This is a genomic window from Cupriavidus sp. PB-02 (genome assembly GCF_058252315.1).
Genome location: NZ_CM177694.1, coordinates 4,306,568 through 4,321,068, shown reverse-complemented (window position 1 = coordinate 4,321,068; position 14,501 = coordinate 4,306,568). Strand labels below are relative to the sequence as shown.

Genomic DNA, 14,501 nt, shown 5'->3' with positions numbered 1-14,501 from the left:
CGGCTGCGCATTGACGCACCCGGTGCGCGAGCGGAACACTGTCGCGTCCGCGCGCAGCCTGTGCGCGCGGGCTTGCCACTGTACCGCCACACCTCCGAGGCGTCGTCTCAGGCGACGTTTTCCATGCCGCTGCACGCTTTTTCCATCGCTTCTTCCACCGCTTTGGCCGCGAATTTGCGGCCGATCCCGTGCCACCTTCGTTCGCCCCGGCGCGACGCCAGCGGAGCGCAGCGATGAGTACGCTCGCACGCCGCCTGGTGGCCGAAGGCCTGGGCACGGCCCTGCTGGTGGCGATCGTGGTGGGCTCCGGCATCCGCGCCGAGCGCCTCGCCGCAGGCGACACAGCGCTGGCGCTGCTGGCCAATTCGCTGGCCACCGGGGCCGGGCTGGTGGCGCTGCTGGTGTCGCTGGGCCCGGTGTCGGGCGGGCATTTCAACCCGGTGGTAAGCCTGTCGGCGCTGGTGCAGGGCGCGCTGTCGCCGCGCGATGCGCTGAGTTATGTGCTGGTGCAGGTGGCCGGCGGCGTCTGCGGCGTGCTGGCCGCGCATGCGATGTTCGGCGAACCGGCGCTGGCGTGGTCGGCGCAGAGCCGTACCGGCGCATCGATGTGGTGGAGCGAGTGCGTGGCGACCTTCGGGCTGGTGGGCGTGGGCATCGGCACGCTGCGCAGCCGGCCGCAGCTGGTGCCGTTCGTGGTGGCGGGCTATATCACGGCGGGGTACTGGTTCACGTCGTCGACCTCGTTCGCCAATCCGGCCCTGACCATTGCCTGTGCGCTGACCGATACCTTTACCGGGATCCGCCTGGAGGATGTGCCGGGCTTTGTGCTGGCACAGATCGGCGGCGGGCTGGCCGCGACGCTGCTGTTCCACTGGCTGTGCCGCAAGCCTGTGCCTGCGGCTGGCGCTATCAAGGGCTCGCGCCGCGACTGGCGCGCCGCGCCTACCAGCGTCGATTGAGCTGCACGCCGAAGATCGAGCCGCTGGGCTGCGAGGCCCAGGCGTCCGCGGGCGCGGTGTAGCCGATGCCGTCCACGTCCGAGGCCCGGCTGTAGGTGTAGAAAGCGCGCAGATTGGCGTTGCCCGCCGACTTGCCCAGCGTCAGCGTCGGCGCCACGGTAAGCGCGGTGCGCTGGCCGCTGACGCCGAAGCCGGAAGAGATCTGGTCGTGCGAGACCTCGAAATTCAGTCGGAACTGGTCGCTGGCCACATAGGCGGGGCGCAGGCGCGTGGTGGTCCACTGCATCGTGCCGACTGGCGAGCGGTCGAACTGCAGGCTTTGTTCCACCGCGCCGCTGAGCCCCGAGCGCCCCTTCCATTCGATCGATTCGGCCACGCGCATGCGCGACAGCGACGGGCCCATGCCGGTATAGCCAGTCATGGCGTTGCGCGAGCCCGAGCCGAACTGCAGGCCGAGCCGGTTGGTGCCGAACAGCACGCCTTTCTGCTCATGCAGGGCGGATGCCCACCAGGCGCCACCGGTGTCTTCCACCATTGGCTGCGCTTCCACGCGCGTAAAGCCGAGCTGGACCGAGCCCTTTTCATTGGTGTTGATCGGCACGGTACGCACCGAGTGGTAGCTCGGCAGGTTCTGGCCTTTCTGGTCGGCGCGCGCGGTGTACTGGTAGCTCAGGCCGATATCGCCGATCACCTTGGCGTTGTCCACGCCGAAGCGCATCGCGGTGGAATTGGGCGGCAGCAGGCCCGACGACATCAGGAAGGGCGCATTGTCGCGCCGACCGGCCCACATGGTGGCGCCGTCCAGCACCGCGAGGCCGCTGACTGCCGTATAGAACTGCGGCACCAGCGCATAGGGGTCGATCGCCTCCGGGCGGCCGTTGACCGTGGTGGCATCGGTGCCACGCGCCTGGGCGATCAGCATCACCTGCGCACCGCCATCCAGGGCGAGCACGGATTCGCGGATCTTGACCTCGCCGGCGCTGCGGCAAGCCAGGCCGCTGCCGATGCCGGTCGAGAGCGCGCCGCCGGGGCAGGCGTGCATGGTGGCCGGGCGCTCCTCGACGGCGGCACGGCCGCTGTAGCTCAAACGCCACACTGTGTCCACCGCGGCATCGTCGGCGGGCAACTGCGAGCGCAGCACCGGTGGCGCGTCGGGTGGCGCCTCCCCGGGGGCCGCGGCCCTGGCCTGCGCCGGTTGGGCGGGCGGCTCGGCCTGGAACTCGCCGAGCCGGGGCGGGAACAGTACCAGCGGCGGCGGCGCAGGGGGCGGTGGCTCGGGTGGGCCGACGAAGTTCGGATCGGCTGCCGGGTTGGTGGCGGCAACGCTTGCGGGAGCGCTGACGTCAGCTTGCGCAGCGGCCGGTGCGGGCTGGTCGGACTGAGCGGGCTGGGCAGGCTGCGCCTGGGCCTGTGCAGGCGGGGCAGCGCCTGGCGCTGGTGCCGCGTCGCCGCCAATCAGCGCGGCCAGCGGATCATCCACGGCCGCTGCCGTGGCGGGCGGGGCCGCTGCGGCCGGCACATTGGCCGCGGCTGGCTGCGCAGCGGCAGGGCCGACAGCGGACACCACCGGGGGCAGCTCTGGCCGCGGCTCAAAGCGCGGCGGCGGCGTGGTCGTGTCTGTGCTCGTCCTGATCATCGAGCCACCGGTCTGCGCGCACGCCACCAGTCCCCATGCGGCGAGCACGGCAAAGCCGAAGCGGCGCAGGGGCAGGCCGCCGCGCCCGGCCGGGATGCGCGGGCAGGGCGGCGAAGCGGTGATGCGGCGGGAGGCGGACAACAATTCAGGCATGCAGCAATGGTGGCCGGAGCAGACAAACCCTCCGGGGGCGGGGTCTGTTTTTTATCAGCCGGTTCATTTGACCGCAAGCCGGGTTACAAAATCCATCGCAGTGTTGCTCGTCTCACAATGCGAAAAGCACTTGGGACTGGCGTGATCGACTAGCGAAAACCCGCACTCGCGCAGGGCCCCGTGGCGAAAGGGCCACCGCTATAATCGGCGGGCTTGTCTTTCGGGTAAGACAGCCCTCGCCGCGCACGCCGCTCTCCCGGGCGGACAAGTCCGTGGCTGCCGCGACCAGTGTCCGGCACTGGGGGCACGCCGCCGTGCCCGTTCGCAACAGGCACAGCGTTGCGCAGGCCACCGTACCCCGGCGGCCAGTGCGTCACGGTCTGGTGCGCGGCCTCATGCGAGCCGCGCGCCTGCATCCGAATCAATATCTATAAGAGGAGAAGTGGAGATGGAACGTCGTTCCTTTCTATTGAAGGCGTCGGCCGTGGCCGCCACCGGGGCACTGGCCGCGTGCGGCAAGGGTGAACAAAAGGCAGCGCCTGCTGCCGCCAGCGGCCCGGCAGCGCCGGCCGTCGTCGGTAGCAATCCCGCCGTGGAATGGCGCCTGGCCTCAAGCTTCCCCAAGTCGCTCGACACCATCTTCGGCGGCGCCGAACTGCTGTCCACGCGCGTAAAGGAACTGACCGACGGCAAGTTCAATATCAAGGTCTTCGCCGCCGGTGAACTCGTGCCGGGCCTGCAGGTGCTGGACGCGGTGCAGAACAACACCGTGCAGCTCGGCCACACCGCCGGCTACTACTATTTCGGCAAGAACCCGACGCTGTGCTTCGACACCACCGTCCCGTTCGGCCTGACCGCGCGCCAGCAGAATGCCTGGATGCTGCAGGGCAACGGCATGAAGCTGTTGCGCGAATTCTTCAAGGAATACAACGTCGTCAACTTCCTGGGCGGCAACACCTGTGCGCAGATGGGCGGCTGGTTCCGCAAGGAAATCAAGACCGTGGCCGACCTGCAGGGCCTGAAGTACCGCATCGCCGGGTTTGCCGGCGTGGTGCTGTCGCGCCTGGGCGTGGTGCCTCAGCAGATCGCTGGCGGCGACATCTACCCCGCGCTGGAAAAGGGCACCATCGACGCGGCCGAGTGGGTGGGCCCGTACGATGACGAGAAGCTGGGCTTCTACAAGGTGGCGCCTTACTACTACTACCCAGGCTGGTGGGAAGGCAGCGCGCAGCTGTCGTTCTACGCCTCGGCCAGCGAGTACGAGAAGCTGCCGGCGCTGTACAAGCGCGCGCTGGAAACGGCCACCATCGAGGCCCACACCAACATGATGGCCAAGTACGACACGGTCAACCCGCAGGCGCTGGCGCGCCTGCTGGAGAACGGCGTCAAGCTGCGCCCGTTCTCCAAGGAGATCATGGAAGCGTGCTTCAAGGCGACCCAGGACGCCTACGCCGACGAAACCGCCAAGAACCCGTCGTTCAAGAAGATCTACGACGACTGGCGTGTGTTCCGCAACAACGAGGCCGCCTGGTTCAACGTGGCCGAGCAGGGCTTCGCGCAGTTCAGCTACGCGCGCAAGCTGTAAGCGGCACGCCGCCCGGGTTACCCCGGGCCGACCTGCAAACCCCATGTTCCTCCGGGAGCATGGGGTTTTTTGTTGCCGGCCTGCCTTTGGCCCGCCTTGGTCCGCCTTGCCTCGCCTGCGCGGCGCGATCTGGCCGGCGCCGGTAGAATCGCCGGCATCTACCGGAATTCCCCATGCAACTCGGCATCCTCTACGCCCTCCTGGCCTATGTCATCTGGGGGCTGCTCCCGCTCTACATCAAGTCGTTGCCCGGCATCGCGCCGGTGGAAATCCTGCTGCACCGGATGGTGTGGTCGCTGGTCTTCCTGGGGCTGATCCTGGCTTGGCGGCGCCAGTGGGGGTGGCTGGGCCAGGTGGTGCGCGACCGGCGCCTGCTGCTGGCGTTCGCGGCAAGTGCGGCGCTGCTGTGCGGCAACTGGTTCCTCTATATCTGGGCGGTGTCGGCCAACCGCGTGGTCGATGCCAGCCTGGGCTACTTCATCAACCCGCTGTTCAGCGTGCTGCTCGGCGTGGTGTTCCTGCACGAGCGGCTGCGCCCGGTGCAGTGGCTGTCGATCGCGGTGGCCGCGGCCGGCGTGGCCTGGCTGACGGTGGCGGCGGGCCAGCTGCCGTGGATCGCGCTGGGGCTGGCGGCCTCCTTTGGGGGCTACGGGCTGTTGCGCAAGACCGGGGCGTTGGGCGCGCTTGAAGGGCTGTCGCTGGAAACGCTGCTGCTGTTCCCGATCGCGGCGGCGGTGCTGGGCTACCTGTTCGCCATCGGGCAGGACGGCTTCACCCACGCAGCGCCGGGTACGCAGCTGCTGCTGCTGATGGCGGGGCCGGTGACGGCTGTGCCGCTGCTGTTCTTTGCGGCCGGTGCGCGCCGCATCCCGCTGTCGCTGCTGGGCCTGCTGCAGTACACCGGGCCGACGCTGCAGCTGCTGCTGGGCGTATGGCTGTGGAACGAGCCGTTCCCGGCGCAGAAGCAGGTCGGCTACGCGCTGATCTGGATCTCGCTGGCGCTGTATGCGGCCGAGGGACTGTGGATGAGCGCGCGGCAGAAGCCAGCGGCCATCCAACCGACTAATGAGTCAGTCTGAAGATCGGACCACTTCATTCTTCACACGGATAACGATACGGTGCCTGGCCACCTGTCCGCCCCGCCTGATGCCACGCCCGCGCTCCAGCGCAAGATCATCCATTGCGACTGCGACTGCTTCTACGCCTCGGTCGAGATGCGCGACGACCCGTCGCTGCGCGGCCGCCCGATGGCCGTGGGCGGCTCGCCCGACCGCCGCGGGGTGATCGCCACCTGCAACTACGAGGCGCGCGCCTTTGGCGTGCGCTCGGCGATGGCGTCGGCACAGGCGGTCAAGCGCTGCCCCGATCTGCTGATCGTGCGCCCGGCGATGGACAAGTATCGCGAGGTGTCGCGCCAGATCTTCGCGATCTACCGTGAATACACCGAGCTGGTCGAGCCGCTGTCGCTGGACGAGGCCTACCTTGACGTCAGCCGCTGCACACGCCACGCCGGCAGCGCCACGCGCATCGCCGAAGAGATCCGCCAACGCGTGCGCGATGAGGTGGGGGTGACGGTCTCGGCCGGCGTGGGGCCGAGCAAGTTCGTCGCCAAGATCGCCAGCGACTGGAACAAGCCCGACGGGCTGTTCGTGGTCAGGCCCGCGGCGGTCGACGCCTTTGTCGCCGCGCTGCCGGTGGAGCGCATCCATGGCGTGGGCAAGGTCACCGCGGCCAAGTTGCGGCGCCTGGGAGCCGAGACCTGCGGCGACCTGCGGCCCTGGTCGGCCGACCGGCTGCACCGCGAGTTCGGTGCCTTCGGGGCGCGGCTCTACCGGCTGTGCCGGGGCGTGGACGAGCGCGAGGTGTCGCCGGAGCGCGAGCGCAAGTCGATCAGCGTGGAAGAAACCTATGCCGACGACTTACCCGACCTGCAGGCGTGCCTGGCCGAGCTGGAGCCGCTGGTCGCGATGCTGGAGGGCCGCATTGCGCGGGCGCAGGCGCACGACACCATCGACAAGCTGACGGTCAAGCTGCGTTTCTCGGATTTCCGCCAGACCACGGTGGAGTGCCGTGGCCATGCGCCTGACCGCGCCGTCTATGCGCGCCTGCTGGCCGAAGGGCATGCGCGCCGCGGGCTGCCGGTGCGGCTGCTGGGCGTCGGGGTGGGGACCAGCGACCGGGATACGTCGCAGCTGGGATTATTCGACTAAACCCCATGGATTATTCAAGCGAATAATCAACGGGCCGAAAAAAATCACCAACTCGATAAGTCACGACAATATTTTTGCCTACTGCAGGTCGTTGCGCATCACCAGCAGCCACGGCATATGCGAGTTGGTCAGGCCATCGAGCCGGCCTGAATCGCCCAGCTCGATCTCTTCCAACGACACCGACTGCTGCACGTTGCCGCCGATGGCGCGAATCACGCGCGCTGCCGGGTCCACCGCGACCACGATGTCGCAATGCATCGGCGTGGTGCCGAAGCCGATCTCGCCGATGTCCTCCAGGTAGCGGTCACGCCCGCGGCCCGCGCAGATGATGTCGCCGGGACGCGGCATGGCAGGCACCGGCTCGAGATGGAAGGCAGGCCGGGGCAGGATGCCGTCGCGCGCATCCACCACGTACATCGAATGCGACTGGCCGGTCAGGAACTGGCGCTCGTCCAATCCCGCCTTGCGCAGCACCCAGGAGATGAACACCGCCGACCAGGCCCACGCGCCCTGCGTCACCTGCCCGCAGCTGGGGGTCTCGCCGACGATGCCCCAGTAGCGACGGGCAAGGGTGCAGCCCAGCGGCGTCGCTTCCATGCCAGTGCCGTCGGGGAAGGACAGGCAGTGGGACAACGGCGGCTGGTTGGCATTGGTTTCGGTATCGGCGCTGGTGGGAAGCTGGCCGGGGGCCGGGCTATCGCCCGGGACCTCCGGCGGCTCGGGCAGCGGCGGGGGCAGTTCCGGTGCGGGCAGCGGACTATAGGTGACGCAGGCGCTATCGTCGCGGCCCAGCCGCACCACCTGGCCGCCCCAGCGTGCCCATTCCTGCGTGGCGATCTCGACGATGCGTTCGCGCGGCGTGGCGCCTGGGTGCGTTACCGGCCTTTCGTTGTCGGGCAGGGCGCGCGCCTGCGGGCGGGCGGGTTCGCTGATGGTGGTACAGGCGCTGAGCAGCGCAAGCGCCACGGCGGCACAAAATGCCTGTGGAGAAACCTGTGGAATCGGCTGTGGAAAGCGCTGTGAATAACGCTGTGGAGATCTGCGGCGCGGCGGACGGGCGAACATAGGAGCCCCACGTACTGCGGCACCCGGTCCGGCCAGCAACGGCCAAGGCTGGACGCCTGTTGGAAGACTTCGCGCGCGATCGCTGTGGCTGCGGCTACAGCGATGCGGCGGATACTGCAGAAATTCCGGAACACTGCTGTGGATAACGTCCCCCGCCTGGCGCACACCTGCGCCCTCGGGCACCGGGCGGCGGCATGGCGGGGTCAGGCAAATCCGGGCCGTGCAGTGCTGCAGCCCGTCAGGCTCACTGGTTGACCGCGTCCTTGAACTTCTGGCCGGCCTTGAACTTCACGGTCTTGGCGGCTTCGACCTTGATTTCTTCGCCGGTGCGCGGGTTGCGCGCCATGCGCTCGCCACGCTCGCCCTTGCTGAACGTGCCAAAGCCGATGAGGCTCAGCGTGTCGCCCTTGGCCACGGCGTCCATGATGGCCGACAGGGTCACGTTCAGTGCCTGTTCCGCCTTGGCCTTGGTCAGACCGTCAACCCCGGCTGCGATCGCGTCGATCAGTTCGGTTTTCGTCATGCTTCACTCCGTATCGAGTTGATAAAACACAGGCGTCCCGGTCCCGGGCGGCCAGGCTGGCACGGCCCCGGCAAAGACGCCGCGGGCCACATGATACCGTGTCGGACAAGGCGCACCGGGAACAGATTGTTACGGGGTAGTTTCCGCCAGCCCGCTTCAGGCCGTGCCTGGCGGGAATGTGACGCAGCGTTCGGGGCTGCCGCGCAAGGGCAAAGGCGTGACGGAAACGCTCCATGAGGCCGCTAAGGGCCCCTGGACGCGTTCCGGGACCAGCAGGGGTAGGGCAGCGCGCCAGAGGCCCCTGAGAGGCTGTAGAGGGCCTCTCGTCGTCTTTCGCAGGCGGAGTAGCCCAGAAGTCTCAACTCGCTCAGGGACCGCCTATGGTGCCTCACAGGCGGCATGCACTATGTTGCACGTTTGCCCGCCCAGCCGCAGTTCACCGAAACCTTGCTGGTATTCGGCCCATGCATGGGCTCCCGGGCGCTTCCGTCAGGCACGCATCGCGGCGTATACGCCGTCGACACACCCGCGCCGCGTATACCTCCTGGGGGGCGTATACGCGACTTCCTCTCCAAAAACCAAAGCGTCTCCTGGCGTAAACGGCCACCTCCTTTCGGCTGAGCCTTGCTTCGGGGCCACCGGGCCGGGCTTGTTCTTTCGGTTTACCTCTTTCTTTTCATGTATACAAATAGTGGTAGTAGGTAAACACCCGCCTGCGCTGTGGAAAACCCCGTAAACGTCTTTTTGCTCAACGGTTTACGTAAACGAGAAGTGGTCTTATCCAGTGTTGGTCGAGGTGGATGACTCAGCCCTATGGATGAGGTCGGTGCCGGAGCCCCTCCGACTTATGCCTGATGCATCCCCATGCCAGCCCCAGGCAGCCCACATCGAATCCGCGCGCTTTTCCACAGTTCGGGGCCGGGTTATCCACAGCGGGAGGCGTAAACGATCGGCGCGACGCCGGGAAATGGCGTGGTGTATACCGCGCAAACCGGGTGGTCATACCAGCGCGCGAGGTATACCGTGGTCGCGCAGAGGTTGGCACGCGCAAGGCGCACGTATACGTGTTGCGGCTGCGCCGGTATCATGCCGATCGCCGGCACGGCAGGCACAACAGGCGACACGCACGGATAGGCAAATGGCGGACAAGGCAAAGCGCAAGGCAGCGGGCGAGGGCAGGAAGAAGACAGCGAGCGACCGGATCGAGGTGCGCCAGTCAGGTGTGCACGGCAAGGGCGTCTATGCGATCGCGGCGATTGCCGAAGGCGAGCGCGTGATCGAGTACAAGGGCGAGCACATCTCGTGGAAGAAGGCGCTGGAGCGCCATCCGCACGATCCGAGCGATCCCAACCACACCTTCTATTTCAGCCTTGACGATGGCAGCGTGATCGACGCCAAGTACGGCGGCAACCGCGCGCGCTGGATCAACCACGCCTGCGCGCCCAACTGCGAGGCGCGCGAGAAGAAGGGCCGGGTGTTTATCCACGCGCTGCGCGATATCGCCCAGGGCGAAGAGTTGTTCTATGACTACGGCCTGGTCATCGACGCGCGCTATACCGCCAAGCTGAAGAAAGAGTTCGAGTGCCGCTGCGGCAGCCCGCAATGCCGCGGCACGATGCTGGCGCCCAAGGAAAAGAAGAAGAAGGACAAGTAAGGCGGGCGCCCGGACCAGCGGGCGCCGCACGCGCAGCGAGCGGGTTCAGGCCACCGAGCCCGCCGGCTCGCAGGGAATCCGGATCACGAAGCGCATCGTCGGCCGCCGCTCCGGCGTCCCGTCACCCGCCTGGGCCGGAGCCGTGACGCCGCCGGGCACCGGCGGCACATCCTCGATGCGGATGGTGCCCTGGTGCAGGGTCACGATCTCGTGCACGATGGCCAGCCCCAGGCCGGCGCCGCCGGTGGGTGCGGCACGGCCGCCCCCGCCCGGTTCCGGCGAGCGGTCACCGCGGAAGAAGCGCTTGAACACCTCCTCGCGCCGCTGCGGCGGGATGCCGGGGCCGTTGTCTTCCACCATCACCACCGCCATGCCGCGGTGGCCCATGGCCTCGCCGCCGGCGCGCACCGTGATGCGCCCGCCCGCGGGCACGTATTTCACCGCATTGTCGATCAGGTTGGACAGCGCCTCGCGCATCAGCAGCCGGTTGCCGCGCACGATCGCCGGCGCGCTGCCGGTGAAGGTAGGGCCGGGCAGCACCTCGAAGCCCAGGTCGATGCGGCGCGCCAGCGCCTGCGGCACCCACTCGGCGCCGGTTTCGAAGGCAAGCTCGGCCAGGTCGAAGTGTTCCACCGGCCCCAGCCGTTCCAGCGACAGCCCGGGCTCGGCGCGCGCCAGCGACAGCAGCTGGTTGGACAGCCGCACCGCGCGGTCGGCCGCGGTCTGCACCTCGCGCAGCGCGTGACGGGTGATCTCCAGCGAATCGGCCTCCATGGCCCGGTCGGCGTGCAGCTTGACCGCGGTCAGCGGCGTGCGCAGCTGGTGCGCGGCGTCGGCGATGAATTTGCGCTGGGCGTCGAGCGCATCGCGCAGCCGTGCCAGCAGCGCATTCAGGCCGCGGATCAGCGGCGCGACCTCGGCCGGCACCTGGGTTTCGTCCAGCGCCGCCAGCGATCTTGCGGTCTGCCGGTTGAGCTTGTCGGCCAGGATCTGCAGCGGAACCAGTTCTTCCTTGAGCACGTGCGACAGGATCAGGCTGCCCACCAGCAGCAGCAGGATCAACGGGACCGAGACCGACAGCAGGATCTCGTTGGCGGCCGTCTCGCGCCGGTCCAGCAGTTCGGCCACTTCCACCACGATCGGCCCGCGCGCGGCCTTGCCTGCCTCGCTGGTGCCGAGTTCGTCCACGGCGGGGCTGGGCAGCATCACCGGCAGGCGCACCGCGCGCACCTGGCGGCCGCTGAACCAGGCGTAGAAGAGCCGGGCGTCGTGGAGCGTGGTCTGGCCGGTGCCGTAGCCGAGCCACGTGTCCATGCCGCCGATCAGCCCGTCGGGGCCGTGGATGCGCCAGTAGATGCGGTCGGTACCCTCGGCCTCGACCAGCGTCTGCGCGATCATCGGGATGTCCTGCTCCAGGCGCGGGCCGGCGATGTGGATCTGCTGGGCGATATTGTTGGCCACGCCGTACAGCGCGCGGTCGAACACCTGCGTGGTGTAGTGCGCCGCCAGCCAGTACGACAGCGAGCCGCTGGTCAGCACCAGTGCAAACAGCGGCGTGGCCAGCGCGCGCAGCAGGTGCACGCGCAGGCTGGGATTGGAGCCGGGGCGCGTGGCCTGGCGCATGGCGGGTGCAGCGGGCTCGGCGCCGGGCACGGCCGCGCTGCGGCCGGCGACAGGCTCGGCGGCAGAGGCGGAACGGGAATTACGGGATCTTGGCCACATTGCCGGCTAGACCGAGAGGCGCGGCCGCAACGCTGCCTGCGGCCGGTCGGGGTTCATTGGCCGGCGCGGTTCTGCAGCAGGTAGCCGAAGCCGCGCACGGTGACGATCTCGACATCGCTGTCCTCGAGCTTCTTGCGCACGCGGTGCACATAGACCTCGATCGCGGTGTCGCCCACGGTGTCGCCGCCTTCGCCGGCGGGGTGGGCAAAGGTGGCCAGGTGGTCCTGCAGCTGCGCCTTGCTGACCACGCGGCCCTGGCGCTGCAGCAGCAGCTCGAGCACAGCGAACTCACGCGGCGACAGTTCCAGCGGGCGGGCGTCGATAAACATGCGGCGGTCGTTGCCCGACAGGCGCAGGCGCCCCAGGCGCACATCGCGTTCGGGCGCGGCCTCGCCGTGCTGGCTGCGGCGCAGCAGCACGCGCACGCGGGCTTCCAGCTCGGGCAGCGCGAAGGGTTTGATCAGGTAATCGTCGGCGCCGGCATTCAGGCCGGAGAGCTTGTCTTCCAGCTCGTCGCGAGCGGTCAGGATGATCACGGGGGTGGTGCGGTTGCGGGCGCGGTAGCGCGCCAGCAGGGTCATGCCGTCGATGCCGGGCAGGCCCAGGTCGAGGATGACTAGGTCATGCTGCTCGCGCAGCAGGTGTTCGGTGGCATAGACGCCGTCATGGACGACGCGCACCTGGTGGCCGGCGCGGGACAGGCCGGCTTCAACGCCGCTGGCAATCTGGCGGTCGTCCTCGATCAGCAGGATACGCATGGCGGCTCGGGCAGGAAATTGGGCATGGCTGGAGGGAAGGCCCCTGGCGCACATGAGGTGCGGGCCTGCCGCAGATTGTACAAGGCGCGGGCGGCCGGTTCCTTACGGTTAGCCTACAGCCGCGCCCGCAGCCATGCCTGCCCGGCTGCGCTCCCCTCAGTCCTGCGCCACCGCGGCGGCGGCGCGCTCGATAAAGTGCGCCAGGTCGATGTCGCGCTGCGTCAGGCCGTTGGCGTCATGCGTGGACAGCGTGATATCGACGCGGTTGTAGACGTTGAACCATTCCGGGTGGTGGTCGGCCTTTTCGGCCTGGATCGCCACGCGCGTCATAAAGCCGAAGGCGGCGTTGAAGTCGTGGAAGGTAAAGCGCTTGAAGATCGCGTCGCGGTCCTGGACGGGGGTCCAGCCGGGCAGGTCGGCCAGCAGTGTGGCGCGTGCTTGCGGAGAAAGAGGGGTCATAGAGGGCTCGATCTGGTCGTAGGAAAACGAAGTCCGCAAAAATGCGGACAGCCGGCCCGCCCGCGCCGTGGCGGCGGGCATGCCGGCATTGTTTCACAAAGCGGGAGGTGGGGCAGGGCTCGAAGGCCCGGGATTGCGGGCGTTGCCGCTCAGATATCGTCCGTCTGGGCCCAGCCTTCGCGGGTGCCGACGTTGATCACCTGGTCGCCCGGCGCCACGTCGCCCGCGCCCAGCGTAGGCAGCGCGCGCAGTTCCTGGTACAGCGGCGCGAAGTCGGGCCGGGTGGCGTCGAACAGCTGCTCGAAGCTGTCGATCACGAAGTAGGTCTTCTGGAAGGTATCGATGCGGTAGCGCGTGCGCATGATGCGGCGCACATCGAAGCCGATCCGGTTGGGACTGGCCGAATCCAGGCTGTAGATCGACTCGCCCTGGCTGGAGAGGATGCCCGCGCCGTAGATGCGCAGCCCTTGCGGCGTGCGGATCAGGCCGAATTCAACGGTGTACCAGTACAGGCGCGACAGCATGTCCAGCGCGCCCATCCCGGCCGCCTTCAGGCCGCCCTTGCCGTAGGCCTCCATGTAGTCGGCAAAGACCGGGTTGATCAGCAGCGGCACATGGCCGAACACATCATGGAAGCAATCCGGCTCCTGCAGGTAGTCCAGCTGCTCGGGCTTGCGCATCCACCAGCTCGCCGGGAAGCGGCGGTTGGCCAAGTGCTCGAAGAACACCTCGTCCGGCACCAGCCCCGGCACGGCCACGACCTGCCAGCCGGTGGCGCGCATCAGCGTTTCGTTGAGCTGGTCGAATTCGGGAACGCGGTCCTTTTCCATGCCGAGCGTGGCCAGGCCTTGCAGGAACTCGTCGCTGACCCGGTCCTGCAGCATCGAGGCCTGGCGCTCGTACAGCTTGCGCCAGATGGCGTGGTCGGTGCTGGTGTAGCGGTGCACCGGCTGCTCGATGGTGAAATCGGGGCGCAGCGACTGGCCGGACAGCAGGCCGGCGTCGAACTGTTCCTTGAGCTTGTCGGTCAGGGTGCCCTGGAAGGCACTGTCGGGGGCTTGTGCGGCCGTAGCGGTGGCGGACATGGGGGAGCGTCTCCTTGGAATGCGTGGCTGCTGCATCGTCGGCAGCAAGAATGCGGATTTACTGCGTAGTTTAGACATCGACACGCGCAAACTGGCCGCATAATCCGCTTGTTTCTGGGTATGCGTGCATATAATGTGCATCGTGCGATCACAGAATGCGGGATTTGTGTATGACTGCCCAGAACGTCTCCCTCGACCCCTTCGACCTGGCCCTTTTGGCCGCGCTGCAGGCCGACGGGCGCTCCACCCATCAGCAGCTGGCCGAGCGCGTACACCTGTCGCCCAGCCAGGTCGGCCGCCGCCTGGCGCGGCTGGAGGCCGACGGCGTAATCACCGGCTACCGGGTCAGCCTGTCGTCGCAAGCGCTGGGCCTGGGCGTGCTGGTCTTTATCAGCGTCAAGCTGGCTCACCACGGCGACACCATCGTCGAGCGCTTCCGCGAAGAGATCCTGCTGCTGGAAGAAGTGCAGGAGTGCTACTCGGTGGCGGGCGAGGCCGACTACCTGATCCGCGTGGTCGTGGCCGACCTGCCCACGCTGGCCGAATTCACCATGAAGCGGCTGATGCGAGTGCCCGGTGTCGAAAGCGTGCGTTCGAATATCGTGCTGACCGCGATCAAGTGCGAGGGCGCGCTGCCGCTGTCCCACCTGCGCTGAATCTTTTCCCGCGGCCCGTTGCAGGATTGCGTACCG

General features: G+C 67.9%; 13 protein-coding genes. 6 read left to right on the top strand and 7 right to left on the bottom strand.

What is annotated here, in order from left to right:
* Positions 1-233: 233 nt before the first annotated feature.
* Entirely contained in the window at positions 234-959 is a 726-nt protein-coding gene (locus AC10V3_RS20375) for an aquaporin (RefSeq protein WP_490922861.1), read from the top strand.
* On the opposite strand, the gene AC10V3_RS20370 is transcribed toward AC10V3_RS20375, so the two are convergent.
* Positions 943-2,748, bottom strand: coding sequence for a carbohydrate porin (locus tag AC10V3_RS20370; protein ID WP_490922859.1), 1,806 nt, complete (start codon positions 2,746-2,748; stop codon positions 943-945). The genes AC10V3_RS20375 and AC10V3_RS20370 overlap by 17 nt on opposite strands.
* A gap of 448 nt (positions 2,749-3,196) precedes the next feature.
* On the opposite strand from AC10V3_RS20370, the gene AC10V3_RS20365 reads away from it, so the two are divergent.
* The 3 genes from AC10V3_RS20365 (at position 3,197) to dinB (ending at position 6,543) form a co-directional block, all read left to right on the top strand.
* A complete protein-coding gene (locus AC10V3_RS20365) occupies positions 3,197-4,333 on the top strand; it encodes a TRAP transporter substrate-binding protein (RefSeq protein WP_454752540.1) in 1,137 nt (378 codons plus the stop codon).
* A 173-nt stretch (positions 4,334-4,506) separates the two neighbouring features.
* On the top strand, positions 4,507-5,412 hold the full coding sequence (gene rarD, locus AC10V3_RS20360) for an EamA family transporter RarD (RefSeq protein WP_454752539.1): 906 nt from the start codon (positions 4,507-4,509) through the stop codon (positions 5,410-5,412).
* A 51-nt stretch (positions 5,413-5,463) separates the two neighbouring features.
* A complete protein-coding gene (dinB, locus tag AC10V3_RS20355) occupies positions 5,464-6,543 on the top strand; it encodes a DNA polymerase IV (RefSeq protein WP_490923693.1) in 1,080 nt (359 codons plus the stop codon).
* Positions 6,544-6,621: 78 nt separating this feature from the next.
* Here dinB and AC10V3_RS20350 read toward each other — a convergent pair whose 3' ends face one another.
* The gene (locus AC10V3_RS20350) at positions 6,622-7,608 is read right to left on the bottom strand and encodes a DUF2272 domain-containing protein (protein ID WP_454752538.1); all 987 of its coding nucleotides are present in this window, start codon (positions 7,606-7,608) and stop codon (positions 6,622-6,624) included.
* 244 nt (positions 7,609-7,852) lie between these two features.
* A complete protein-coding gene (locus AC10V3_RS20345) occupies positions 7,853-8,131 on the bottom strand; it encodes an HU family DNA-binding protein (protein WP_012354324.1) in 279 nt (92 codons plus the stop codon).
* 1,138 nt (positions 8,132-9,269) lie between these two features.
* Here AC10V3_RS20345 and AC10V3_RS20340 point away from each other — a divergent pair.
* On the top strand, positions 9,270-9,785 hold the full coding sequence (locus tag AC10V3_RS20340; RefSeq protein WP_022537044.1) for an SET domain-containing protein: 516 nt from the start codon (positions 9,270-9,272) through the stop codon (positions 9,783-9,785).
* 45 nt (positions 9,786-9,830) lie between these two features.
* Here AC10V3_RS20340 and AC10V3_RS20335 read toward each other — a convergent pair whose 3' ends face one another.
* From AC10V3_RS20335 to phhA, 4 genes are all read right to left on the bottom strand, one after another.
* Entirely contained in the window at positions 9,831-11,507 is a 1,677-nt protein-coding gene (locus AC10V3_RS20335; RefSeq protein ID WP_022537043.1) for a sensor histidine kinase, read from the bottom strand.
* Between the two features lie 53 nt (positions 11,508-11,560).
* Positions 11,561-12,265 (bottom strand): response regulator transcription factor, encoded by a 705-nt coding sequence (locus AC10V3_RS20330; protein WP_022537042.1) that lies wholly within the window; start codon positions 12,263-12,265, stop codon positions 11,561-11,563.
* A gap of 156 nt (positions 12,266-12,421) precedes the next feature.
* Positions 12,422-12,724 (bottom strand): 4a-hydroxytetrahydrobiopterin dehydratase, encoded by a 303-nt coding sequence (locus tag AC10V3_RS20325; RefSeq protein WP_041681643.1) that lies wholly within the window; start codon positions 12,722-12,724, stop codon positions 12,422-12,424.
* Positions 12,725-12,873: 149 nt separating this feature from the next.
* Complete coding sequence (gene phhA / locus AC10V3_RS20320) at positions 12,874-13,809, bottom strand: phenylalanine 4-monooxygenase (protein WP_490922856.1); 936 nt, start codon at positions 13,807-13,809, stop codon at positions 12,874-12,876.
* A gap of 170 nt (positions 13,810-13,979) precedes the next feature.
* Here phhA and AC10V3_RS20315 point away from each other — a divergent pair, with 170 nt between their 5' ends.
* Positions 13,980-14,465, top strand: coding sequence for an Lrp/AsnC family transcriptional regulator (locus AC10V3_RS20315; RefSeq protein ID WP_490922855.1), 486 nt, complete (start codon positions 13,980-13,982; stop codon positions 14,463-14,465).
* The last annotated feature ends 36 nt before the right edge of the window (positions 14,466-14,501 follow it).